Origin of the sequence: Streptomyces nodosus (genome assembly GCF_008704995.1) — a bacterium.
Taxonomy (GTDB): Bacteria; Actinomycetota; Actinomycetes; order Streptomycetales; family Streptomycetaceae; genus Streptomyces; species Streptomyces nodosus.
In genome coordinates this window covers 4,902,729-4,927,056 of record NZ_CP023747.1, presented here as the reverse complement: position 1 = coordinate 4,927,056, position 24,328 = coordinate 4,902,729, and the positions used below count along the sequence as shown (strand labels likewise).

Here is a 24,328-nt window from a genome sequence, read left to right as displayed (position 1 = left end):
CGGCTCCGGCGGACCCTGGGCGCGCGGGGTGCCTCCACCAGTGTGCCGCGCCCGGGGGCCGGCCCGGCCGGTCGTCCGGCCCTCGGGATCGTCAGGGCGCATGGCGCCGGCTCTCCGCCGGGTCACGCAGGTCGCCCAGCTCGCCCCACAGATAGGCGGCGGTCTCGACGCCCTTGAGGAGCAGATCGAGCTCGACCTTCTCGTCGGGGGCGTGCCAGCCGTCGGACGGCACGGAGATGCCGAGGAACAGAACGGGTGCGCCGAGCACGTCCTGGAGGTCGGCGGCGGGACCGGAGCCGCCCTCGCGGGTGAAGCGGACGGGCTGTTGGAAGGCGCGGCCCATGGCGCGCACCAGGGACTGCAGGGCGGGGTGCTCCAGCGGCGTCAGACAGGGCCGGGTGGCGGCGCCGAAGGTGATCTCGTGCCGGATCCCGGCGGGCAGCCGGTCGGCGGCCCAGGACCGCACGGCCTTCTCGATGTGGTCGGGGTCCTGGCCGGCGACGAGCCGGAAGGAGAGCTTGACCGTGGCGGAGGACGGGATGATCGTCTTGCTGCCGGGCCCCTGGTAGCCGCCGCCCATGCCGTTGACCTCGGCGGTGGGCCGGGCCCAGATCCGCTCCAGGGTGGTGTGGCCGGCCTCGCCCCGGGTGGCGGTGGACCTGGCGGTCCGCAGCCACTGCTCCTCGTCGAAGGGCAGCTCCGCGAACAGCGCGCGTTCGCGGTCGGAGAGCTCGACGACCCCGTCGTAGAAGCCGGGGACCGCCACCCGCGCCTGCTCGTCGTGCAGGGCGGCGACCAGCCGGGCGGCCTCGGTGACGGGGTTGGGCACGGCGCCGCCGAAGGAACCGGAGTGGATGTCCTGTTCCGGCCCGTGCAGGGTGATCTCGCATTCGGCGAGACCGCGCATGCCGGTGCACACGGTGGGGGTGTCCTCGGACCACATACCGGTGTCCGAGACGATCACGACGTCGGCGGCCAGCCGGTCCGCGTGCTCCTCGACGAGCGCCCGGAAGTGCGGGGAGCCTGACTCCTCCTCGCCCTCGACCAGCAGCTTCAGCGTCACGGCCGGGGCGGCACGGCCGGTGGCGGCGAGGTGGGCGCGGACCCCGAGTGTGTGGAAGAACACCTGGCCCTTGTCGTCGGCGGCCCCGCGCGCATAGAGGCGGCCGTCACGGATCACCGGCTCGAAGGGCTCGCTGTCCCAGCCGTCCTCGCGCGCGGCGGGCTGGACATCATGGTGACCGTAGACGAGGACGGTGGGCGCCGAGGGGTCCTCCGCGGGCCACTCGGCGAAGACCGCGGGGGCGCCGTCGGTGGACCACACCTCGACGGTGGGGAAGCCGGTCTCCCCGAGCTTGGCCGCGAGCCACTCGGCGCTGCGCCGCACGTCCGCCGCATGCCCGGGCTGGGCGGACACCGACGGAATGCGCAGCCAGTCCACGAGGTCGTCGAGGAAGGCCGCGCGATGGCGGTCGATGTACGTACGGACGGCATTGTCCGGGGTCTCGCTCATGGTCACGAGCCTATCGGCCCGCGCCACCCTCGTGCTCCGCCGCTTCCGCTCCGAAGGGCCCGGACGCTTCCCCGCCCGAAGGCTCGGACGCCTCCTCGCCGGAGACCCCGGCGGCTTCCTCCCCGGACGGCACCGCGGCTTCCATGCCGACGGGCTCCGCCGACAGCAGCCGCTCCAGTGCGGCCCGGTCCGGCAGTCCCTCGGGGCGTACGGTCTCCCCGCTGCGGACGTAGAGGAACACGGCCCCGACGCTCTCCAGGGGCACCCCCTGCTGCTCGGCCCAGGCGAGCCGGTACAGGGCGAGCTGGAGCGGGTCGCCGCTGCGGGTGCGGCCGGTCTTCCAGTCGACGATCTCGTAGTTGGTCCCCCGGCCGTCGTCCGTGCGGTAGACCGCGTCGATGCGGCCGCGCACCACGCGTCCCGCGACGGCGAGCTGGAAGGGGGTCTCGACGCGGTACGGGGTGCGGTGGGCGTAGGGGGTGCGTTCGAAGGCTTCCTTGAGGGCCTCCAGGTCGCGTTCGTCGGCGATCTCGGCGTCGCTCCCGGGCAGTTCCTCCGGCTCCAGCATCGGCAGCCGCAGTTCCTCGAAGCGGGCCTCGACCCAGGCGTGGAACCGGGTGCCACGACGCGCCGCGGGTTGCGGGGGGCGCGGCATGGGGCGCGCGAGTTCCTGTGCGAGCCCGTCGGGGTCGGCGGCCAGACGCACCACCTGGGACGCGGTCAGCGACTGCGGAAGGGGCACCTCGGTGACGTCCGCACGGGCGCGCAGCAGCTCTCCGGCGAGGGCGTCCAGATCGCGGTCCCAGGAGGCCACGGCGCGGGCCTCCTCCGGGGTGAGCGCGGGGGCGGCGTCGTCCGACGGGGGCCGACGGGCGTGCGGCAGGGCCGGGGCGGCCCGGTCGAGGGGTACGTCCGCAGCGGGCGTCCCGGGCGGTTCGGGCGGTTCGGTCGCCCTGGGGCTCCAGGAGTCCCAGTCGGAGAGGTCCTCCTCGGAGGGACCGTCGTCGAAGGGGTCCTCTTCGGGCAGGTCCCCTTCGTAGGGGTCTCCCGGGAGCTCGTCGTGGGGAACCTGCCGCTCGGCGGAGTCCCCGTCGGGCAGGCCCTCGCCGGGTGCGTCGTCCGGCGGGGCCGGCCAGTCCGGGTCGTCGCCCCCCGAGAGGCCGAGGGGGATCGCGGGGCGGGCGCCGTCGTGCGAGGCGGCCCGGTCGAGGCGGGCCAGTACGGTCCTGGCGGCCTCCCGGCGGCGGGCGAGTGCCGCCCCGTCCAGCGGGAGCGGCCAGGCGAGGTCGGCGGCGCCCTGGTGCAGCGCCGGGTTCTCCTCGTCCTCGGCGGGCGCCTCGGCCCAGACCTCGATCTCGCCGTGTCCGGCGGCGCAGTGGTCGTGGAGGGCCTGGAGGAAGGCCGAGGGACCGCGGGGGCGCTTCTGGGCGGGGCCCCACCAGTGGCCGGAGCCGAGCAGCAGGGAGCGGGGCCGGGTGAAGGTGACATAGCCGAGGCGCAGCTCCTCGGTGTGCTGGTGCTCCTTCATGGCCTCGTGGAAGGACTTCAGCCCCCGGGAGTCCCAGCTCTCGACGTCGGGCAGGGTGTCGGCGTCGCCGCGCAGGGCGTGCGGCAGCACCTTCGGCTGGGCGGTCCACTTCTCCCGGCCCTGGGTGCTCGGGAAGGTGCCGGTGACCAGTCCGGGGACGGCGACGACGTCCCACTCCAGGCCCTTGGACTTGTGCGCGGTGAGCACCTTGACGGTGTTCTCGCCGCCGGGCAGGGCGTTGTCGAGGCCCTTCTCGTACTGGGCGGCGGTGCGCAGAAAGCCGAGGAAGGCCAGAAGTCGGGCGTCCGCGTCGTCGGCGGCGAACGAGGCGGCGACGTCCAGGAAGTTCGACAGGGTCTCGCGGCGGCGGGCGGCCAGCGCGTGCGGGGAGGCGGACAGTTCCACCTCGAGACCGGTGACGGCGAGGACCCGGTGCAGGACGTCCATCAGCGGGTCGGCGAGGGAACGGCGCAGCTCGCGCAGTTCGGTGGCGAGGCGCGCGAACCGTACGCGGGCGGCGGGTGAGAAGGGCAGCCCGTCGTCCTCCCGCGCGGCCTGGAAGGGCAGTTCCAGAAAGGTGTCCAGGGCGTCCGCGAGCGATATCACCTCGGAGGGGTCGACGCCCTCGACGGCGGCGGCGAGACGGCGGTCGGGATCGTCGTCGGCGTCCGCGTGGGTGGGCGACACGAGGAGCCGGGCGCGCCGCCCCAGGAGTGCCAGGTCGCGGGGTCCGATGCGCCAGCGGGGGCCGGTGAGCAGCCGGACCAGGGAGGCGTTGGCGCCGGGGTCCTGGAGCACTTCGCAGACGGCGACCAGGTCGGCGACCTCGGGCAGATGGAGCAGCCCGGACAGGCCCACCACCTCCACCGGGACGTCGCGGGCCACCAGGGCACCCTGGATCTGCGGGAAGTCGGTGGCCGTACGGCACAGGACCGCGATCTCGCCGGGCGGTGTGCCGGTGCGGACGAGGTGGGCGATGGAGTCGGCGATCCAGTCGGTCTCCTCCGCGTGGGTGCGCAGCAGGGCGCAGCGGACCCGCCCGTCGTGCTCGGCGCCGGGCGCGGGCCGCAGCGCCTCCACGCCCGCGTGCAGGGCACGCAGCGGCTCGGCGAGGCCGTTGGCGAGGTCGAGGAGACGGCCGCCGCTGCGGCGGTTCTCGCTCAGTGCCCGGCGGCTCGCGGGGCGGCCGTCGGCGTGCCGGAAGTGCTCGGGGAAGTCGTCCAGGTTGGCGACGGAGGCACCGCGCCAGCCGTAGATCGCCTGACAGGGGTCGCCCACGGCGGTCACCGGGTGGCCGGTGCCGCCGCCGAACAGTCCGGCGAGCAGGACGCGCTGGGCCACCGAGGTGTCCTGGTACTCGTCGAGGAGCACCACGCGGAACTCGTCGCGCAGGATCCGGCCCACCTCGGGCAGGCCGGCGAGGGCGGCCGAGAGGGCGATCTGGTCGCCGAAGTCGAGGAGGTCGCGCTCCCGTTTGGCCGCGCGGTAGCGGTCGGCCAGCTCGGCCAGCTCGCGCCGGGCGGCGGCCGTCTCGGGGACCCTGCGCAGGTCGGCGTTGCCCAGCCGGACGCCTTCCAGGGTGTGCAGCAGTCCGGCGTCGTACGCCCGCAGTTCCTCCGGCCGCAGGAGGTGCTCGGAGAGTTCGGAGTCGAGGCCGAGGAGATCGCTGACGAGGTCGGAGAAGGAGCGGGTCAGCGCGGGGTAGGGGCCGGGTGCCTCCCGCAGGACGCGTGCCGCGAGCTGGTAGCGGGTGGCGTCGGCGAGCAGACGGGTGGTCGGTTCGAGTCCGATGCGCAGGCCGTGGTCGGTGAGCAGCCGGCCGGCGAAGGCGTGATAGGTGGAGATCACCGGCTCGCCCGGCGGGTTGTCGGGGTCGATCACGTCCGGGTCGGTGACACCGGCCTTGACCAGGGCCTTGCGGACGCGCTCGGCCAGCTCCCCGGCCGCCTTGTTGGTGAATGTCAGGCCGAGCACCTGCTCCGGGGCGACCTGTCCGGTGCCGACCAGCCACACCACACGGGCCGCCATCACCGTGGTCTTGCCCGACCCGGCTCCGGCCACGATCACCTGCGGGGCGGGCGGCGCGGTGATGCAGTCCGTCTGCTCCGGGGTGAACGGGATGCCGAGGAGCTCCTTGAGCTGCTCGGGCTCGGTGATACGGGCGGCCATGTCGCAGAGGTTATCGGCGGGCACCGACAGTGCCCCCGGCCGGCCGCTCCGCTCGGGGACGGCGCAGCTCGGCACGGGTGGTGCGTGCCTCACACGGCGGTGGTCACGCCTGCTGCCGGCCCGTGCCGTCACTCCACGACATGGCGGCCCTCCGGCCGGGCGCTGCACGAGGAGCGGAACGCGCAGTGTGTGCAGTGCTGCCCGGTGGTCGGGGAGAAGCGCTCGTCCAGGACCTTGCCCGCGGCGGTGGCCAGCAGCTCGCCGACCCATTCGCCCGTCAGGGGTTCCTGGGCCTGCACCTTGGGCAGGGCGTCGCCGCCTTCCTTCTTGGCGGCCCCCTGCCGGAGCTGGACGAGTTCGGCGCCGCCCGGTTCCGGGCGCGCGCCGTCGAACGCCTCGTCGACGGCGCCCTCGCGCACGGCGAGCTGGTAGACGGCGAGCTGCGGATGGCGTTCCACCTCGGCGGCCGAGGGCGCCCGCTTGCCGGTCTTGAAGTCGACCACATAGGCGCGGCCCTCGGCGTCCGTCTCGACGCGGTCCATGGAGCCGCGGATGCGCACCTGGTGGCCGCCCGCCTCCAGGGTGACGTCGAAGTCGTGCTCGCTGGCCACCGGTGTCCGCCCGGCGCGGTCCAGCACATGCCACTTCAGAAAGCGTTCCAGCGCCAGGCGGGCGTGGTCCTTCTCCTGCTCGGACTTCCACGGCGCGTCGAAGGCGAGCGCGTTCCACACCGAATCGAGCCGCTCCATGAGGACGGCGAGGTCGGCGGGCGTCCGTCCGGAGGCCACCTCGTCGGCGAGGACATGGATCACATTGCCGAAGCCCTGGGCGGCGGTCGCGGGAGCGTCGGCCTTCACCTCGCGGCCCAGGAACCACTGGAGCGCACAGGTGTTCGCGAGTTGGTCGAGGGCGCTCCCGGAGAGCGCGAGGGGCTGGTCGCGGTCGCGCAGCGGCATCCTGCTCTCGGTCGGGTCCCACATGCCCCACCAGCGGTAGGGGTGCGCGGACGGCACCAGGGGCCGCCCGTCCTCGTCGGCGAGCGCGGCGAGCCGGGCCAGCCGGTGGGCGGCGGCCTCCCTGAGGGTGTCGGACGCGTCCGGGTCGACGGTCGTGGCGCGCAGTTCGGCGACGAGCGCGGCGACGGACAGCGGGCGGCGCGGACGGCCGGTGACGTCCCTGGGTTCGACGCCGAGTTCGGCGAGGAAGCGGGAGGGCTGGTCGCCGTCGTCGGCGGGGGCCTGCACGGCGGTGACGATCAGTCGTTCACGTGCGCGGGTGCAGGCGACATAGAACAGGCGTCGCTCCTCGGCCAGCAGGGCCCCCGGGGGAAGGGGCTCGGCGAGCCCGTCGCGGCCGATGCGGTCCGCCTCCAGCAGGGAACCGCGGCGGCGCAGATCGGGCCACAGCCCTTCCTGGACGCCCGCGACGACGACCAGACGCCACTGCAGGCCCTTGGAGCGGTGCGCGGTCATCAGACGTACGGCGTCGGGGCGCACGGCCCGGCGGGTGAGGGTGTCGGCGGCGATGTCCTGGGCCTCGATCTCCTCCAGGAAGTTGAGGGCGCCCCGGCCGCCGGTGCGTTCCTCCGCACGGGCGGCGGTGGCGAACAGGGCGCAGACGGCGTCGAGGTCCCGGTCGGCGTTGCGTCCGGCCGCGCCCGCCCGCCGGGAGAGGCTCTCCAGCCGTCCGGGCCACGGGGTGCCGTCCCACAGATCCCACAGGGCCTCCTCGGCCGTGCCCCCGCCCGCGAGCCGCTCCCGCGCCTTCCTGAGCAGGGCGCCGAGGCGCTGGGCTCCCCGCGCGTACGCCGGGTCGTGCGCCACCAGCCGTTCGGGTTCGGCCAGTGCGCGCGCCAGCAGTTCGTCGGAGGGGGGCGGTACGGGGTTGCCGGCGGCCCGTTCCTCCTCGCGCAGCGCACGCCCCAGACGGCGCAGATCGGCGGCGTCCATGCCGGCCAGCGGGGAGGTGAGCAGGGCGAGCGCGGTCTCGGTGCCGAGCCAGGGCTCCGGTTCCGTCCCCTGCCCTCCGCGCTGCCCGGCGTCCGTGCCCGCGGCCTCCGCTCGGGCCACCGCGCGCAGTGCCGTGAGCAGTGGGGTCACCGCCGGTTCATGACGCAGCGGCAGATCGTCGCCGTCGATGTCCAGGGGGACCCCGGCGGCGGTCAGGGCACGGCGGACCGAGGGGATCATGCGGGATCCGGCGCGCACCAGGACGGCCATCTCTCCCCAGGGAACGCCGTCCTCCAGATGGGCCCGGCGCAGGATGTCGGCGATGTTGTCCAGTTCCGTGCCGGGGGTGGGATAGGTGTACGCCTCGACGCTGCCGCCCTCGTGCACGGCGGCGAGTTCCCGGTGGGCGCGCACCTTCTGCGCCGGGAGCCGGGTCAGCGGCATACGCCGGGTCAGCAGCCGGGTGGCGGACAGCAGGGCGGCGGCGGAGCGGCGGGACGTGGTGAGGACCTCCACCCGCGCCGGTGCGCCGTCGGCCCCCGGGAAGGCGTGCGGGAAGTCCAGGATGCCGCCCACGTCGGCGCCCCGGAAGGCGTAGATCGACTGGTCGGGGTCGCCGAAGGCCACCAGGGTGCGGCCGCCGCCCGCGAGGGCCTCCAGCAGCCGTACCTGTGCCGGGTCGGTGTCCTGGTACTCGTCCACATAGACCGCGTCGTAGCGGGCGGCCAGCCGCTCGGCGGTCCCCGGGCGGTGGGCCAGCAGCACCGCGCGGTGCACCAGCTCCGCGTAGTCGACGACCCCCTGGAGGTCGAGGACGTCCAGGTACTCGGCGAGGAAGGCGGAGGCGGCCTCCCAGTCGGGGCGGCCGATGCGCTCGGCGAACCGGCGCAGGGCGTCCGGGCCGAGACCGAGTTCGCGGCTGCGGGCGAGCACCGCGCGGACCTCGTCGGCGAAGCCGCGGGTGGTCAGGCAGGCCCGCAGCTCGTCGGGCCAGCGCACATGGGCCAGGCCGAGCCGTTCCAGTTCGGGCTGGCCGGCGAGCAGCTCGCGTACGGCCACGTCCTGCTCGGGACCGGACAGCAGCCGCAGCGGCTCGAGAAAGAGGTCGCCGTCCTGGTGGGCGCGGATCAGGGCGTAGCAGAAGGAGTGGAAGGTGGTGGCCTGCGGGACGTGCGCCGCCCCGGTGCGCCGGGCCAGCCGGTCGCGGAGGTCGACGGCGGCCCTGCGGCTGAAGGTCAGCACCAGGATGCGTTCCGGGTCGCCGCCGTGCGCGATCCGGGCGGCGACGGACTCGACCAGCGTGGTGGTCTTGCCGGTGCCGGGGCCCGCGAGGACGAGCAGCGGACCGTTGCAATGGTCAACCACCGCGCGCTGTGCCGCGTCCAGCAGAGGGGGGTCGACCCGGACGGGCGGGGTACGTACCAGTCGGTAAGCGCCACGACTCCCCTGCGGCACCCGGGGGTGCGGCAGGCGCCTGGTGGGGAAAGAGGAGCTCACGTGGTTCGCCGGTCCTGGTGGTCGTGCTGCCTGTCGTTTCCGGCGCGGGGCGCCGTCGTGGAGGAGTGGTGGTGGGGCGACGGGTGCGCGGGGGACCGCGCGCGACGGGCGGCGGACGCCCGATGAGCGGTGCGCGGGCCGTCGACGCCACGCCCGCACACGCCGCGGAAGCAGGGCCTTCGCCCGGTCCGGGATGCCCGGGGCTCCCGCCTCTCCCGCTGACCCACGACCGTACGGCATGTCATCGACGTGCGACGCGTCCCCCGAACGGGCTACGGGTGCGCCCCGGGTCCGTACGATGCCGGAAGCTGTCGGATGTGAGCATCCGCCCGTTCGTTGCCGTCCCAGCGCGCCCGTCTCATGTCGATGCGCGGCTGATGGCCCTCGGACGCCCGGCCGGCTTCGCGCAGGGGGGTGCCCTCCTCGCGGTAGCGGTCCAGCGCCTCGCGTTCATGGCCCGGGAGCAGCACGCCGTCGGCGCGGACGACACGCCACCAGGGGACCGTCCCTCCGTAGTGGGCCATCACCCGGCCCACCTGACGCGGACCACCCTCCCCCAGCCACTCGGCCATGTCCCCGTAGGTCATCACACGTCCCGGCGGAATGCGTTCGGCCAGGTCAAGGACGTGTTCCGCATAGTCGGGCAGGGTATGTACCGGAAGGCTCTCCTCGCTCATCCGCCCCATCCTGCCCCACTCCACCGACAATGTGACATGAGAGCGGCCGAGCGTATCCCTCGCCCCGACGCTGCGCTTCCGGCAGACTGTGCGCCCCCGTATTGCACCCTGATGCCCCCGTGTGTCGGGTGGACGTGCCACCATCATGCGGGCGGTAACCGGTGATACGAGATCAAGAAGAGGCGATGACGGAGCAGGGTGCGCACCCCGACGGAGCGGAGGGCGCCTCTGAGGGCCCGTCGCGCCCGGACACCGGCCGCACGGGCCGGAACACCGGCGAAGGCGCGGACGGCGACAGGGCCCGTACCGACGACGAAAAGGCCCGTACCGGAGCAGAAGCACCGACAGCACACGAACGCGACACCATGAACCACAAGGCCGACGGGGGCAAGGAGCGGCGGGCGGCGGACGCCCGGCGGCGGTCCGGGTCCGACCGGCACCGCACCGACTCCCACAACGACGCGGTGGAGGGCGACGAACCTCTGCTCCCGGCGCGTGTGCACCGGCCGTCCGATCTGATGCGCCTCCTGGTGGGCGTGCTGGCGATCGTGGTGCTGCTCGCGATCGCGGCCTTCGCCCATGGCACCACCTCGGGGCTCGAACAGGACATCAACAAGGGCACGGGACAGGCACCCGATCTGCTGATCAAGATCGCGGGTCTGGCGTCCAGCATCGCGATCCTGCTGGTGCCGGTCGCCTTCGCGATCGAACGGCTGATCAAGCGGGACGGGCTGCGCATCGCCGACGGCGTTCTCGCGGCGGTCCTCGCCCATGGGGTGACGCTCGCCGCGGACCTGTGGGTCGCCAGGGGCGCCCCGTCCTCCATCCAGGAGGCGCTCACCCAGCCCTCCCCCGGCAATCTGCACGCCCTGACCGATCCGGTGCACGGCTATCTCGCACCCGTGATCGCCTATATGACGGCCGTGGGCATGTCACGCAGACCGAGATGGCGTGCCGTGCTGTGGGTGGTGCTGCTGCTCGACGCCTTCTCGATGCTGGTCACCGGCTATACGACACCCTTCTCGATCGTCCTGACCGTGCTGATCGGCTGGAGCGTCGCGGCCGGCACGCTGTACGCCGTCGGCTCACCGAACGTACGGCCGACCGGACAGACCCTGATGGCGGGCCTGCGCACGGTGGGATTCCGCCCGGTGAGCGCGGCCCGCGAGGACACGGCCGACACCACGGACAACGGGGACCGCGGCCGGCGCTACTTCGTCACCCTGGAGGACGGCCCACCCCTCGATGTCACCGTCGTCGACCGCGAACAGCAGGCCCAGGGCTTCTTCTACCGCACCTGGAGACGTCTGACGCTGCGCGGGATCACCACCAAGAGCAGTCTGCAGTCGCTGCGCCAGGCCCTGGAGCAGGAGGCTCTCCTGGCCTATGCGGCGATCGCGGCCGGCGCCAACGCCCCGCGGCTGATCGCGACCTCGGAGCTCGGTCCGGACGCCGTGATGCTGATCTACGAGCACACCGGCGGACGCACCCTCGACCAGCTGGCCGACGAGGAGATCACCGACGCGCTGCTGCGCGACACCTGGCAGCAGGTACGGGCCCTGCAGTCGCGGCGCATCGCGCACCGCAGGCTCGCCGGGGACGCCATCGTGGTGGATCGTTCCGGCACCGTGGTGCTCACGGACATGCGCAACGGGGAGATCGCGGCCGGAGATCTGGTGCTGCGGATGGACATCGCACAACTGCTCACCACGCTCGGGCTGCGCGTCGGCGCGGAACGCTCGGTGGCGTCCGCGGTCGGCGTCCTCGGCCCCGACGCGGTGGCCGACTGTCTGCCCATGCTCCAGCCCATCGCGCTGACGCGCTCCACCCGCGCGACGCTCAGAAGACTGGCCCGCGAGCGGGCGGAGCGCGAGCGGGAGGCAGTCCTGGAGGCGTCCCGGCTGGCCAAGGCGGCCCGTCTGGAAGAGGAACGCGAGGCCACCGGAGTCGTCCTCGACAAGCCCGACAAGAAGTCCGCGCGCGCCGAGCAGCGGGCCGAGAAACGGGCGATCGACGAGGCGCTGGAAGGGGCACGTGAGGAGGATCTGCTCACCCAGATCCGCCATCAGGTGCTGCGGATCCGGCCACAGGCGCCGGTCGAACCGGCCCGCCTGGAGCGGGTGCGACCCCGCACTCTGATCAGTTTCATGGCCGGTGCCATCGGCGCGTACTTCCTGCTGACCCAGCTCACCCACATCGAGTTCGGCACGCTCTTCGCCCACGCCGAGTGGGGCTGGGTGGCGGCGGCCGTGGCCTTCTCGGCACTGAGCTATGTCGCGGCGGCGATGGCCCTGCTGGGCTTCGTGCCCGAGCGGGTGCCCTTCTGGCGGACCACGGCGGCCCAGGTCGCCGGGTCGTTCGTGAAGATCGTCGCGCCCGCGGCGGTCGGCGGGGTCGCGCTCAACACGCGGTTCCTGCAGCGCGCGGGCGTGCGGCCGGGCCTCGCCGTGGCGAGCGTCGGCGCCTCCCAGCTGTTCGGGCTGGGCTGCCATGTGCTGATGCTGCTGTCGTTCGGCTATCTCACGGGCACCGAGAAGACTCCCTCCCTGTCGCCGTCCCGCACGGTCATCGCCGGTCTGCTGACGGTCGCGGTGCTGGTCCTGGTGGTGACCTCGGTGCCGTTCCTGCGGAAGTTCGTCGTCACACGCGTACGGTCGCTGTTCGCCGGGGTCGTGCCCCGCATGCTCGACGTGCTCCAGCGGCCGCAGAAGCTGATCACCGGCATCGGCGGCATGCTGCTGCTGACCGCGTCCTTCGTGATGTGCCTGGACGCCTCGATCCGCGCGTTCGGACACGAGGAGAAGACCACGCTCAGCCTGGCCAGCGTGGCGGTCGTCTTCCTCGCGGGCAACGCGCTCGGTTCGGCCGCCCCGACCCCGGGCGGTGTGGGCGCCGTGGAGGCGACCCTCACGGTCGGCCTGATCGCCGTGGGCCTCCCCAAGGAGGTCGCGGCGCCCGCGGTGCTGATGTACCGGCTGCTGACGCTGTGGCTGCCGGTGCTGCCGGGATGGCTCTTCTTCAACCATCTGACCCGCAGAGGCTCGCTCTAGAACAAAGGACGGCTCGGGCAGGAGATGACGGTGCGTCGGCCGTCGTGCAACGCGACACGCGGCGCACGGCACCCGACGTCACCCGCACGGCCCGCCGCCCCGGGCGTTCCGCCCGGGGCGGCCCCACGATAAAAACATGCCGAACCGTCACCGGATCCGCGCCACCACCCTGGCCGCCACCGCCGCCGTCCTCGTGTCCTTCCCACTGATAGGCCGTGCCACCGCTCCCACGGCCGCGAGCCCCCCGCCTTCGACGCTCAACCTGTCCAGTCAGACGCTGAACTGGAAGGACTGCCCCGCGCCGTCGGCCTCGGAGGGCGGCGGCAGCGCCCCCGTTCCCCTGCCGACCGGCGGCCGTTGGCAGTGCGCCACCATGAGGACGCCCCTGAACTGGAACGACCCCAAGGGCGCCACCATCGGCATCGCACTGATCCGGGTGAAGGCCAGCGGCCCCCCGGAGCAGCGCATAGGCTCCCTCATCTTCAACTTCGGCGGCCCCGGCGGCTCCGGGGTCAGCACCCTGCCGTCCTTCGCCCCCGACTACACGACCCTCGGCACCCGTTACGACCTGGTGAGCTTCGACCCCCGCGGGGTCGGCCGCAGCGCGGGCGTGATCTGCGAGAACGATCAGCAGCTGGACACCTACTTCCAGCAGGACGCGGTGCCTTCCACCGCGGCCGAGCAGCAGTCGTATCTGAACGCCATCCGGCAGTTCAACCATGCCTGCGAGGTCAACGCCGGGAGGCTGCTCCCCTATCTGCGCACCACCGACGCCGCCCGCGACATGGACCTGATGCGCCAGGTGCTCGGCGATGCCAGGCTGCACTACTTCGGCATCTCCTACGGCACCGAACTCGGCGGCGTCTACGCACATCTGTTCCCTCAGAATGTGGGGCGGATGGTGCTCGACGCGGTCGTCGACCCGACCCAGAGCCCGGCGGAGAGTGCGCTCGGACAGGCCAGGGGCTTCCAGCGCGCACTCGAGGACTACGCCCGCAACTGCGTCGCACAGAGCGCGGGATGCCCGGTCGGCAGCACCGCGCAGGATGTGCAGAACCGGATCGTCGCCCTGCTCAAGAGCCTCGACAGCAAGCCGCTCCCCGGGCTTCCTCCCCGTGTGCTGACCCGGACCGCCGCGACCAGCGGCATCGCCCAGGCCCTCTACTCCAAGGCCTTCTGGACCTACCTCACCGTGGGGCTGCAACAGGCATACGCCGGTGACGGCAAGGTGCTGATGCTGCTGGCGGACGCCATGAACGGGCGCAACGAGAGCGGCCAGTACAACAACCTCATGTCCGCGAACGTCTCCATCAACTGCGCGGACCAGAGAGCGAGATACACCGTCGCCGATGTGAAGGCGAAGCTGCCGCAGTTCCGGGCCGCCTCCCCGGTGTTCGGCGACTTCCTGGCCTGGGGCATGCTCAGTTGCACCGACTGGCCGGTGGCGGGAGCCGCCGCCCACGCGGACGTGAGCGCGCCCGGTTCCGCCCCGATCCTGGTGGTCGGCAACACCGGCGACCCGGCCACCCCGTACGAGGGCACCCGGAGGATGGTGCAGGCGCTCGGCCCGGGGGTCGCCGTCGAGCTGACCTTCAAGGGTGAGGGGCACGGCTCGTACGACAGCGGCAACGCGTGTGTGCAGGACGTCGTGAACAACTATCTGCTGCACGGGAAGGTCCCTCCGGCGGGCAAGGTCTGCACCTAGGGTCTGCACCTAGCGGCCTGCCGCGGCACTGGCGGCCGCGCTCCCTTGGCACCGGCGCTTCCGGGAAGTCGCAGGTCAGAGAGTTTTCCACAGGCAACAATGGGCTCGACCCGATCCACCTACCATGGTCTGACTGCTCCTCGCGGTTCCGTGCGGGGAGCGTGTCAGGGGGGTCACATGTCACGTTTTGTTCGGTGGACGACCGCGGTCGCGGCGGCGATGTTGACGGCCGGCTGCGTCGGCGGCTCGTCCGGCGAGGGTGGGGACGACGCGAGGGGCGGACCCGGATCGTCGGCGGCCCCGCCTCCCGCGACCTCCTCGGGCCTGCCCTCCTCGCTCACCTCCCAGAAGCTCGAGTGGAACCGCTGCAAGGGGCCGTCGGCGCCGGGCGGCGACTGGCGGTGCACGACGCTGAAGGTGCCGCTGGACTGGGCGAAGCCCGAGGGGGAGACGATCGGTCTGGGGCTGATCCGTTCCCGGGCGAGCGGCGGCGACCGCATCGGGTCGTTGCTGTTCAACTTCGGCGGCCCCGGAGGCTCCGGGATCTCGATGATGCCGTTGTACACGAACACGGTCGCCGCACTCCATGAGCGGTACGACCTGGTGAGCTGGGATCCGCGCGGGGTCGGCGCCAGCCAGGGCATCCGCTGCCGCGACGACAAGGCGATCCAGGCCGCCGAGACGATCGACGCGACTCCCGACGACGCCGGCGAGGAGAAGGCGTTTCTGGACGACGCCGCCGGCTTCGGTGAGGGATGCCGGCAGGCCGCAGGAAAGCTGCTCGCGCATGTCTCCACGGCCGACACCGCGCGGGACATGGATCTGATGCGCCAGGTGCTCGGCGACCGGAAGACGCACTACTTCGGCATCTCCTACGGCACCGAACTCGGCGGCGTCTACGCCCACCTGTTCCCGAAGAACGTGGGCCGGCTGGTTCTGGACGCCGTGGTCGACCCGACCGCCGACATGGTGGGCCATGCCAAGAACCAGGCCCGTGGGTTCCAGCGCGCGCTGGACAACTACCTCACCTCGACGGGCCAGGACCCCGAACAGGGCACCCGGAAGATCGCGGATCTGCTGAAGCGGCTCGACGAGAAGCCGTTGCCGGCGTCGTCCGACCGGATGCTCACCCAGACCCTGGCGCTCACCGGAATCGTGGTGCCGCTCTACAGCGAGGAGGGCTGGCCCACGCTCACCGCCGCACTGAAGGCGGCGGAGGCGGGGGACGGTTCCGAGCTGCTGCGGCTCGCCGACCGCTACAACGAGCGGAGCGCCACGGGGCAGTACGGCACGACCACACACGCCCAGCGGGCCATATCGTGCCTGGACAGCAGGCAGCGGCCGACGGCCGAGGAGACGAGGAGGCTGCTGCCGGAGTTCGAGAAGATCTCTCCGGTGTTCGGCGAGTACCTGGGCTGGGACACGGCGGGCTGGTGCCACGACTGGCCGGTGGCCGGGCAGTTCGACCATCCGGAGGTCAGTGCCCCGGGAGCGGCACCCGTGCTGGTGGTGGGCAACACCGGGGACCCGGCCACACCGTACGAGGGCGCCCGGAAGATGGCCGACGGGCTGGGCAAGGACGTCGGTGTCGAGCTCACCTGGAAGGGCGAGGGCCATGGGGCGTACGGCAGCGGGAGCCGCTGTGTGGACTCGACCGTGAACGCCTATCTGCTGAACGGCACGGTCCCGAAGGACGGCACGGTCTGCTCATGACGACGGCGGGTGCGCTCCGCGGCTCCGAGGAAACCCGGAGCGCACCCGGAAGATCCCACACACGCCGCCGTGCTGTGCTAAGGTTCTGGTGTTGCAGTTGTGGTACCCATGAACTTATGTGCGCCTGACGGGAATGTTTATCCTTTAGGCGCTTTATTTGTTTTCCGGCATCTCCGGATGGGGCCTCTGCCTACAGAAGGAGAAAGTCATGGCACAGGGAACCGTGAAGTGGTTCAACGCCGAAAAGGGTTTCGGCTTCATCCAGCAGGACGGCGGCGGCCCCGACGTCTTCGCTCACTACTCGAACATCGCGACCCAGGGCTTCCGTGAGCTGCAGGAGGGCCAGCGGGTCTCCTTCGACGTCACGCAGGGCCAGAAGGGCCCGCAGGCGGAGAACATCGTCCCCGCCTGATCGCCGGACGCGTATCCACTCACCGGGGTCCGCACCGTCATGGTGCGGACCCCGGTTTGTGTTGTTTCCAGAAGGGCAATATTTGCATGTCCCGCAGACCCCAGAAGTCGAACCGGCGCGTTCCGTCGACCGCGCCGTCCACGTCGTCGCCGAGGGAATTCCGGCTGCCGGAAAGCACGACACCCGCACTTCCCGCCGTCGAGGACTTCGCCGGTCTGGACATGCCCGCGGGACTGCTGAAGACCCTCACCGCGCAAGGCGTGACCACCCCCTTCCCCATCCAGGCCGCCACCCTGCCCAACTCGCTCGCCGGCCGTGACCTGCTGGGACGGGGACGCACCGGCTCCGGCAAGACCCTGGCGTTCGGGCTGGCGCTCCTGGCCCGCACGGCAGGACTGCGCGCGGAGCCCAAGGCTCCCCTCGCCCTGGTGCTGGTGCCCACCCGTGAGCTCGCCCAGCAGGTGACCGATGCGCTGACCCCCTACGCGACGGCGGTGAACCTCCGGCTGGCCACCGTGGTCGGCGGGCTGTCCATCACCAAGCAGGCCGGCGTGCTCCGGCGCGGCGCCGAGGTGCTCGTGGCGAGCCCCGGCAGGCTCAACGACCTCGTGGAACGCGGGGACTGCAGGCTCGACAGCGTACGCATCACGGTGCTGGACGAAGCCGACCAGATGACCGACATGGGCTTTCTGCCGCAGATCACCAAGCTGATCGAGCAGGTGCGGCCCGACGGACAGCGCCTGCTCTTCTCGGCCACCCTGGACGGCAATATCGACCGTCTGGTGCAGCGGTTCCTGACCGATCCGGTCGTGCACTCCGTGGATCCGTCCGCGGGCGCGGTGACCACCATGGAGCATCATGTGCTCCACGTCCTGGACGAGACCGACAAGAAGGCCGTCACCACGCGCATCGCGGCCCGTGACGGACGGGTCATCCTCTTCCTGGACACCAAGAGGTCCGCCGACCGGCTCACCAAGCGGCTTCTGGCCGTCGGTGTCCGTGCGGCGGCACTGCACGGGGGTCGCTCCCAGCCGCAGCGGACCCGCACCCTGGAACAGTTCAAGGACGGCCGGGTCACCGCCCTGGTGGCGACGAACGTCGCGGCCCGGGGCATACACATCGACGACCTCGACCTCGTCGTCAATGTCGATCCCCCCACCGACCACAAGGACTACCTCCACCGGGGCGGCCGCACGGCTCGCGCCGGCGGCTCCGGCAGTGTGGTCACGCTGGTCCTGCCGGACCAGAAGCGGGACGTCACCCGGCTCATGTCGGACGCGAAGATCCGCCCCCGGACGACCCGCGTCACCTCGAGCGACGCGGAACTGGCCGCCATCACCGGCGCCCGCGAGCCTTCCGGTGTGGCCGTCACCATCGAGGTCCCCCAGCCGACGGCGCCGACGGCGTCGCGCCCGGCCCGGAGGACCGGCACCGAACCCGGCAGGCGGTCCGGCCGCCGCCGGAGCGGCGGCGGGGCCGGAGCGGCGACGGATGCTGCCACCGGGACTGCGGGCCGGGGCTCGGGCCGCCGGTCCGGGGCCGGTGCGGCAGCAGGCGGCGGGACGTCCGCAACCGGTGAGCGTGGTTCCGCCCGCCGGGCGGGAGCCGACAGTGCCAAGGGCGGTTCCAGCCGACGGGCCGCGGCCGGAACCGCGGCGACCGGCGCCGCCTCCGGCAAGGCCGCCCGTGGTTCCGGCCGACGGTCGGCGACCGGCGGGGCGAAGGGCGGCGCCGCCGACACCGGCGGCCGCGGCTCCGACCGCCGGGGCGGCCGCCGTATCTCTGCCCCCTGAGTAAACCGGCCGACGGCAACCGGCCGACAACGACAGAGGCCCACGGCATCCGAATCGATCGGAGCCGTGGGCCTGTTCCGTCTCGCCGGTCAGCCGGACAACCGGACGGCTGACCGGTACACCGGTCAGTACACCGGCTTGTCCGGTTCGATCTGGTTGACCCAGCCGATCACACCGCCGCCGACATGAACCGCGTCGGCGAAGCCCGCCGACTTCAGGACGGCGAGGACTTCCGCACTGCGGACACCCGTCTTGCAGTGCAAGACGATCTTCTTGTCCTGCGGGAGAGTCTCCAGGGCGCTGCCCATCAGGAACTCGTTCTTCGGGATCAGCCGGGCGCCCGGAATGGAGACGATCTCGTACTCGTTCGGCTCGCGGACATCGATGATCTCGATGTTCTCGCCGTCGTCGATCCACTCCTTGAGCTGCTTGGGAGTGATCGTCGAGTCCAGGGCCGCCGCCTGGGCCTCCTCGGAGACGACGCCGCAGAAGGCCTCGTAGTCGATGAGTTCGGTGACGGTCGGGTTCTCGCCGCAGATCGCGCAGTTGGGGTCCTTGCGGACCTTGACCTGGCGGTACTGCATCTCCAGGGCGTCGTAGATCATCAGTCGGCCGACCAGCGGCTCACCGATGCCCGCGAGAAGCTTGATCGCCTCGTTGACCTGCATGGAGCCGATGGACGCGCACAGCACACCGAGGACACCGCCCTCGGCGCAGGAGGGGACCATGCCCGGCGGCGGGGGCTCCGGGTACAGGCAGCGGTAGCAGGGGCCGTGCTCGGACCAGAAGACGGAGGCCTGGCCGTCGAAGCGGTAGATCGAGCCCCATACATACGGCTTGTTCAGCAGCACACACGCGTCGTTGACCAGATAGCGGGTCGCGAAGTTGTCCGTGCCGTCGATGATCAGGTCGTACTGACTGAAGATGTCCATCACATTGTCGGCCTCGAGCCGCTCCTGGTGAAGGATCACCTCGACATAGGGGTTGATGCCCTTGACGGTGTCCCGCGCGGACTCGGCCTTGGGGCGGCCGATGTCGGACTGGCTGTGGATGATCTGCCGCTGCAGATTCGACTCGTCGACCTCGTCGAACTCCACGATGCCGAGCGTTCCCACGCCCGCCGCGGCCAGGTACATCAGCGCGGGCGAGCCCAGACCGCCGGCACCCACACAGAGCACCTTGGCGTTCTTCAGCCGCTTCTGCCCGTCCATCCCGACATCGGGAATGATCAGGTGGCGGGAGTACCTGCGGACCTCGTCTACGGTGAGCTCGGCAGCCGGCTCGACCAGGGGTGGCAGCGACACGGGGACTCCGTTGGTCGGTCAATCACTACGGTTGTTCTCCCCGTAACACTGCCACGCCCTTCTTCATTCCGAGACACCTGTTCCGAGGCGCGAGATGATGTCGTCCCAGTAACCGGGCATGGCCGCCCATGGGTCGGGGTCGCCGCCCCGAGGGGTGCGGTCGGTGAACCAGATGGTGCCCGCGCCCTGCCAGCGCGCGATGCGCAGCGCCTCCTCGAGATGGCCGCGCGGCACCCCGTGCACCAGGTGACAGAACCGCTCGGGCGGATGGTCGGCGGTCCACTCGGCCACCTGCGACCAGCGGTAGTCGCTCCACGGTCCGGAGAAGGTGACCAACTGGTCGGCGGTCTCGGCGTATCCGGGATACGGATGGGTGCCGTGCCCCAGGACGATGTGCCCGGGGGCGAGGAACGCACGGAGCGCGGTGACGATGCGGTGGACCTCGAAGAGCACGGAGCGTTCGCCCGGGCAGCGGTCCAGGAAGAATCCGTCGACCCGGTACCAGTCGAGATACCGGTGCGCCTCGGAGAGCAGATCACCGAAGGTACGCGCGCCCTGGTGGAGATCGAGGTGGCCGAGGACACGGACACCGGCCGTCCGCAGTCGCCCCGCGGCCTCCGCACAGTGCGGATCGGGGCGGGTGCCGGGACCGCCGTCCACATCGAGGACGGCCCAGTGCACCGGGGCGCCCGGACCGGCGAGCCGGGCCCACTCCAGGGGCGCGTCCAGGGGGTGTGCATGGCCGGGGATGCCCAGGCCCACGCCGAGGCCGGTGCTCGCCGTGCCCGCCGGGGGGCAGATCAGATGCGGCATGCCGCCTCCATCCAGATGTCGGCGAGGGATTCCTCCAGGTTGATCCGGGGCCGCCAGCCGAGCCGGTCGCGGGCGGTGCGCACATCGGCCTGCTGCCAGCTGCCGCAGCCGTCCGGGTAGGGGTGGGCGACGGGGACGGCGTACTCCGTATCGCCCCGGGGGTGGCCGATGGCGGGCCGCCCCGGTCCGGGCGGACCGTCGAGTTCGTGCAGGGTGCCGCCGTAGCCGGCCACCCGGGCGAGGACGGCGACCGCGTCACGGAGGCGTACGGCACGCCCGGAGCCGATGTTGATCACACCCTGGGCGGCGGAGAGGGACGCGGCATGGACGGCACGGGCCACATCGCGTACATCGACGAAGTCGCGCTGGACACCGAGACCGCCGAGCTTGAGCTCGCTGTCACCGGACTGCATGGCGCGGCGCAGCGCCTCCGCGAGCCGGCCGAGCGGGGATCCGGCGGGAGTTCCCGGTCCGGCGGGCGAGAACACCCGGAGCACGACGGCGTCGAGGCCCGAGCCGAGGACCAGTTCGGTGGCGGCGAGCTTGCTGACGCCATAGGGGCCGCCGGGGCGGGGGACGGCGTCCTCGGCCGTGGAGGAGCCGGGCTGGCTGGGTCCGTACTCGGCGCCGCAGCCGATCTGCACCAGGCGGGCTCCGCAGCCGCTGCGGCGCAGGGCCTCGCAGACGGTGGCGACGGCCACGGTGTTGTGCCGGGTCAGATCCCGGGCGCCGCCGCGGATGGCCCCGGCGCAGTTGATGACGACCCCGGGGTGCACCGCGTCCAGGAAACGGGTGAGTGCGCCGGGGCTGCCGGAGGCGAGGTCGAACCGTACGTCGGCGTCGTCGCCGCGGCCGAGCGCGGTGAGCTGTACGGCCGGGTCGGCGAGCAGCCGGTCGGCGACGAAGCGGCCGAGGTATCCGTTGGCTCCGATCAGCAGGACCCTCATCGGGCGGCTCCCGGGGCGGATTCTCCGGTTCGGGAGGTGATCATCTGGCGTTCTCCTTCAAGAGTGGTGCCGTGGGATGAGAGGCCCGCGGTGTCGGCCCCGCGGGAGGGCTGTGCCGAGGACGCGGCTTCGGGCAGCGGTCGCGGCTGATGAGTCGCCGATGGCGGCGTCTCGTCGAGCCGGGCTCAGGGTGATCCGGGCGGCAGGGCGTGGGCCGAGGCCCGGGTCAGGGTGCGGGTCGCATGGATCAGCAGGGCCAGGGCGGCCGAGGCGCAGGCCAGGGCCGGGACGGCGTCCGTGCCCCAGCTGCCGGCCAGGGCCCGGACCGGCGTGGCCAGGACCGAGCAGCCGGGGAGCCGTCCCGCGAAGACCGTGACCAGGGCCGTGGCCTCGGCGGTGGCCGCGACGCCGAGGGCGACGGCCGGGGCGTGCGCGAAACCGTGCGCGGTGAGCAGCCGGGCGAGCAGCAGAAGCGCGCCGAGGGCACCGGCTCCGGCATAGACGGCGGGCTCGCCGAGCAGCGCCCCGCACAGGGCGAGCAGCCCGCCCAGAGCGCACAGGAAGAGTCCGAACACGCCAAGCAGCAGCGGTGTCGTCGAGGACGCGAACTCCTTCAGGCCTCGGCTGGTGGCGAGCCTGCGGCGGGCGCCGAGGGAGAAGAGACGGGCGCACCAGACGGCAGGCACGCAGGCCAGGGCGAGCGCGAGGGCGGACACGGTGGCGGGGTGCCAGGGGCCGTCGGCACCGTTGCCCAGTCCCTCGCGCAGCACGCGGTCGCCGAACAGCGCCCAGGCGATCAGCCAGCAGGTCCGGGTGGGGACGCCGAAGGAGCCGGCGGGGGCGCGCAGGGGACCGTGCCGGAGCGCCGTACGCAGTCCGAGGGCCACGGCGAGAACACCGAGCGCGGCGACGGCGAGGCGGAGCCGGTCCTCGGTGAACCGCAGCCCGAGGACGGTGGCGAGGCACAGCACGCCCGGGAGCAGGGCGAGAAGGACCCCGGCCCGCGGCTCGCGGGGGGCTTGTGGGGCGGCGGACGCCGGGGGCCGGTCGGCGTCGCGGGGCACCCGCGCGTACATCTCCTCGGCGAGCGAGAACACATCGCGGTGCCGGAAGCGGGCGGCGGTCCGGTCGGTGAGTCCGTGCGCCTCCAGACCGGCCGCGATCTCCAGGGGGTCGACGGCCCGCTCGCACAGGGCGCGGTGCCGGTGCATCAGGACCTTGACGGGGTCGGCGACACCACGACGGGAAGAGGCTGCCCGGGTCCGGCTCCCGCTCCCGGCGGGTGCGGGAGGCCATCCGTCGGGGCCGCCCGGGGTGCCGGGGCGGTCCAGTTCTCCCACGCCGCTCATCGCGCGCCCTCCGTCGCCGGGACGGGTTCCGCCGGATGCCCGGCGGTCCGCACGGATGCCGCGGTGTCGTCCGGCGCCCAGGCCCAGCTAGGCCTGGAGCCCGGGGGCCGTGCCGTGGTCAGGTGGCCGGGCAGGCGGGACTCCGCCGGTGCCCCGAAGGGCAGCGGTTCACCCGTGTCGTCCACCGGCACCCGCCGTACCGGGGCGTGGGAGACGACCTCCAGATAGATGCGGTGGAACGCCGCGACGTTCTGCTCGACGGTGAAAAGCTCCAGGGCCCGCGCGCGGGCGGCCGCGCCGAGGCGCTCACGGCGTCGGGGGTCGCGCAGCAACGCCACACACGCCTCGGCGAGCGCCCTCGGGTTGCGGGGCGGGACCACCAGGCCCGTACCGCCGATGACCTCCACCACCGCGCCGACATCCGTGGAGACCGTGGCCCGGCCGCAGAACATGGACTCCACCAGGCTGACCGGAAACCCTTCGACGACGCTCGACAGGACGACCACGGCCCCGGCCGCGTACGCCCCCGCCAGATCGGGCATCTCCGGGCCGCCGATCTCCTCGAAGGACACCGGGTTGTCCCCGACGGCATGGGCACCCGCGGCCTCGTCGGGGAAGAGCTGGACGGCCAGCGCCCTGCAGTGCCCGAGATAGGCCTCCCCCTCGGCGCCCGCCGCCGCCCCGACGATCCGCAGCCGCGCCGCCGGCTCCCTTCTGTGGACCTCGGCGAAGGCATGGAGCAGGGAGATCAGGTCCTTGGCCGGCTCGATACGGCCGACCCAGACGAGGGTGGAGGGATCGGCACGGTCGGCCGTCTCGCCCACGTCCCGGAAACGGGACGCCTCCATGCCGGGGTAGACCGTGCGCAGTCTGGCGCGGTCGGCACCGCAGCGCTCCTGCCAGCGGCGGGCATGGGCGTTGCCGGGGGTGATGCAGGCCGCCCTCCGATAGGTCTCGGCCGCCAGATGGCGCTGGAAGGAGGCGAGCAGCGTGCGTACCGGTGCGGTCCCTTCCGCTGCCCCCAGATAGTGGGCCCGCAGACGGACGCCGTACTCGGTGACCACCAGGGGGACCTGGGTGAAGTGCCGGGCGAGCAGTCCGACGAGGGCCGCGGCACCGCCGGTGGCGGTGTGGCAGAGGTCGACCGAGCCGAGCCCGTCGTCCTCGTACCAGTCGAGGGAGAGGGGGCGCAGGGCATGTTCGATCCGGGCGGCCGCCTCGAGGAGGTCGGGGACGCGTGCCGTGTGCGCGGCGCGCAGGGCGCCCGGTGCGCGGCAGGCCCGCTCCAGGGCGCCCAGTGCGGTCTCGGAACGCAGGGCACCGGCCAGACCTCCCTGGTCACGGGCGAGTTCGGCGAGCGCGTACAGGGCACTGCCGAAACGGTCCGCCTCGGGGTCGACAGGAGCGAACGCCCCCTGCGGCGCCCCCGGTTCGGGTGCCGCGCAGAGCGCGGCGGCCAGCTCCCCGTACGCCTCGGCGAACCGCCGCCGCGTGCGGCGCCCATGGGTGACCCCGTCCTGCTCCGCGCCCCCCGGCGGCGCGGTCCGCACCCGGGTGATCCCCGGTGGCAGCGTGCCCCAGTCCCCGGGCTCCTCCCGCTCGGAGCGGGTCAGCGCATAGACGTCGAACTCATGCTGGGCGAGCCCGCGCACCAGCCGGTCGCACCAGAGCCCGGCGTCACCACCCACATACGGATAGCCACCCTCCGTAAGCAGTCCGATGCGCACGAGCACACCCCCGATCTCCCCTTGGGAAGCCGCCGTCGCCCCGACGGCTCGCAGCGGGACGAACGTATGCGGACATGGCGGTGGTACGACGGACGGTTGTCCATCGCACCATCAAAAGGGGTGAACGGTCGTAACTTTCCCGCGCGGACCGCGTTTGAACACTTCAAGTGATCGAACGGTCA

14 protein-coding genes are annotated in these 24,328 nt (G+C 72.6%); 5 read left to right on the top strand and 9 right to left on the bottom strand.

Features of this window, described 5'->3' with window-relative positions; all coding sequences use genetic code 11:
• Positions 1–91 precede the first annotated feature (91 nt).
• The 4 genes from CP978_RS22305 to CP978_RS22290 form a co-directional block, all read right to left on the bottom strand.
• A complete protein-coding gene (locus tag CP978_RS22305) occupies positions 92–1,513 on the bottom strand; it encodes a dipeptidase (protein ID WP_043449263.1) in 1,422 nt (473 codons plus the stop codon).
• Between the two features lie 10 nt (positions 1,514–1,523).
• Positions 1,524–5,210 carry an ATP-dependent helicase gene (locus tag CP978_RS22300; RefSeq protein ID WP_079162255.1) on the bottom strand — a complete coding sequence of 1,229 codons (3,687 nt, stop codon included), beginning with the start codon at positions 5,208–5,210 and terminating at the stop codon, positions 1,524–1,526.
• 128 nt (positions 5,211–5,338) lie between these two features.
• Positions 5,339–8,656 (bottom strand): ATP-dependent helicase, encoded by a 3,318-nt coding sequence (locus tag CP978_RS22295; protein ID WP_079162254.1) that lies wholly within the window; start codon positions 8,654–8,656, stop codon positions 5,339–5,341.
• Between the two features lie 272 nt (positions 8,657–8,928).
• Complete coding sequence (locus CP978_RS22290; protein ID WP_052454240.1) at positions 8,929–9,333, bottom strand: MGMT family protein; 405 nt, start codon at positions 9,331–9,333, stop codon at positions 8,929–8,931.
• 185 nt (positions 9,334–9,518) lie between these two features.
• On the opposite strand from CP978_RS22290, the gene CP978_RS22285 reads away from it, so the two are divergent.
• The 5 genes from CP978_RS22285 (at position 9,519) to CP978_RS22265 (ending at position 18,006) form a co-directional block, all read left to right on the top strand.
• Positions 9,519–12,383 carry a lysylphosphatidylglycerol synthase transmembrane domain-containing protein gene (locus tag CP978_RS22285; protein ID WP_043443680.1) on the top strand — a complete coding sequence of 955 codons (2,865 nt, stop codon included), beginning with the start codon at positions 9,519–9,521 and terminating at the stop codon, positions 12,381–12,383.
• A 136-nt stretch (positions 12,384–12,519) separates the two neighbouring features.
• Complete coding sequence (locus CP978_RS22280; RefSeq protein ID WP_043443678.1) at positions 12,520–14,088, top strand: alpha/beta hydrolase; 1,569 nt, start codon at positions 12,520–12,522, stop codon at positions 14,086–14,088.
• A gap of 177 nt (positions 14,089–14,265) precedes the next feature.
• Entirely contained in the window at positions 14,266–15,801 is a 1,536-nt protein-coding gene (locus CP978_RS22275) for an alpha/beta hydrolase (protein ID WP_043443676.1), read from the top strand.
• A gap of 208 nt (positions 15,802–16,009) precedes the next feature.
• Complete coding sequence (locus CP978_RS22270; RefSeq protein ID WP_023544341.1) at positions 16,010–16,213, top strand: cold-shock protein; 204 nt, start codon at positions 16,010–16,012, stop codon at positions 16,211–16,213.
• A gap of 86 nt (positions 16,214–16,299) precedes the next feature.
• Entirely contained in the window at positions 16,300–18,006 is a 1,707-nt protein-coding gene (locus CP978_RS22265) for a DEAD/DEAH box helicase (RefSeq protein WP_150478284.1), read from the top strand.
• A gap of 125 nt (positions 18,007–18,131) precedes the next feature.
• Here CP978_RS22265 and moeZ read toward each other — a convergent pair whose 3' ends face one another.
• The 5 genes from moeZ to CP978_RS22240 all read right to left on the bottom strand — a co-directional run bounded on the left by moeZ (position 18,132) and on the right by CP978_RS22240 (position 24,146).
• On the bottom strand, positions 18,132–19,310 hold the full coding sequence (gene moeZ, locus CP978_RS22260) for an adenylyltransferase/sulfurtransferase MoeZ (protein ID WP_043443673.1): 1,179 nt from the start codon (positions 19,308–19,310) through the stop codon (positions 18,132–18,134).
• A gap of 63 nt (positions 19,311–19,373) precedes the next feature.
• Positions 19,374–20,123: a spherulation-specific family 4 protein gene (locus tag CP978_RS22255; protein WP_043443671.1), complete on the bottom strand. Its 750-nt coding sequence runs from the start codon at positions 20,121–20,123 to the stop codon at positions 19,374–19,376.
• Positions 20,111–21,070 carry an NAD-dependent epimerase/dehydratase family protein gene (locus tag CP978_RS22250; protein WP_043443668.1) on the bottom strand — a complete coding sequence of 320 codons (960 nt, stop codon included), beginning with the start codon at positions 21,068–21,070 and terminating at the stop codon, positions 20,111–20,113. The genes CP978_RS22255 and CP978_RS22250 overlap by 13 nt, the downstream gene beginning before the upstream one ends.
• Before the next feature lie 185 nt (positions 21,071–21,255).
• Positions 21,256–22,419, bottom strand: coding sequence for a hypothetical protein (locus CP978_RS22245; RefSeq protein ID WP_063839072.1), 1,164 nt, complete (start codon positions 22,417–22,419; stop codon positions 21,256–21,258).
• Positions 22,416–24,146, bottom strand: a complete 1,731-nt coding sequence (locus CP978_RS22240) for a DUF3492 domain-containing protein (protein WP_107070563.1) — start codon at positions 24,144–24,146, stop codon at positions 22,416–22,418. The genes CP978_RS22245 and CP978_RS22240 overlap by 4 nt, the downstream gene beginning before the upstream one ends.
• Positions 24,147–24,328 lie beyond the last annotated feature (182 nt).

Bases quoted from the DNA above. Each gene is read 5' to 3' on its own strand.
- CP978_RS22305 (WP_043449263.1), bottom strand. From the start codon at position 1,513: ATGAGCGAGACCCCGGACAATGCCGTCCGTACGTACATCGACCGCCAT.
- CP978_RS22300 (WP_079162255.1), bottom strand. From the start codon at position 5,210: ATGGCCGCCCGTATCACCGAGCCCGAGCAGCTCAAGGAGCTCCTCGGC.
- CP978_RS22290 (WP_052454240.1), bottom strand. From the start codon at position 9,333: ATGAGCGAGGAGAGCCTTCCGGTACATACCCTGCCCGACTATGCGGAA.
- CP978_RS22285 (WP_043443680.1), top strand. From the start codon at position 9,519: ATGACGGAGCAGGGTGCGCACCCCGACGGAGCGGAGGGCGCCTCTGAG.
- CP978_RS22280 (WP_043443678.1), top strand. From the start codon at position 12,520: ATGCCGAACCGTCACCGGATCCGCGCCACCACCCTGGCCGCCACCGCC.
- CP978_RS22275 (WP_043443676.1), top strand. From the start codon at position 14,266: ATGTCACGTTTTGTTCGGTGGACGACCGCGGTCGCGGCGGCGATGTTG.
- CP978_RS22270 (WP_023544341.1), top strand. From the start codon at position 16,010: ATGGCACAGGGAACCGTGAAGTGGTTCAACGCCGAAAAGGGTTTCGGC.
- CP978_RS22265 (WP_150478284.1), top strand. From the start codon at position 16,300: ATGTCCCGCAGACCCCAGAAGTCGAACCGGCGCGTTCCGTCGACCGCG.
- CP978_RS22255 (WP_043443671.1), bottom strand. From the start codon at position 20,123: ATGCCGCATCTGATCTGCCCCCCGGCGGGCACGGCGAGCACCGGCCTC.
- CP978_RS22250 (WP_043443668.1), bottom strand. From the start codon at position 21,070: ATGAGGGTCCTGCTGATCGGAGCCAACGGATACCTCGGCCGCTTCGTC.
- CP978_RS22245 (WP_063839072.1), bottom strand. From the start codon at position 22,419: ATGAGCGGCGTGGGAGAACTGGACCGCCCCGGCACCCCGGGCGGCCCC.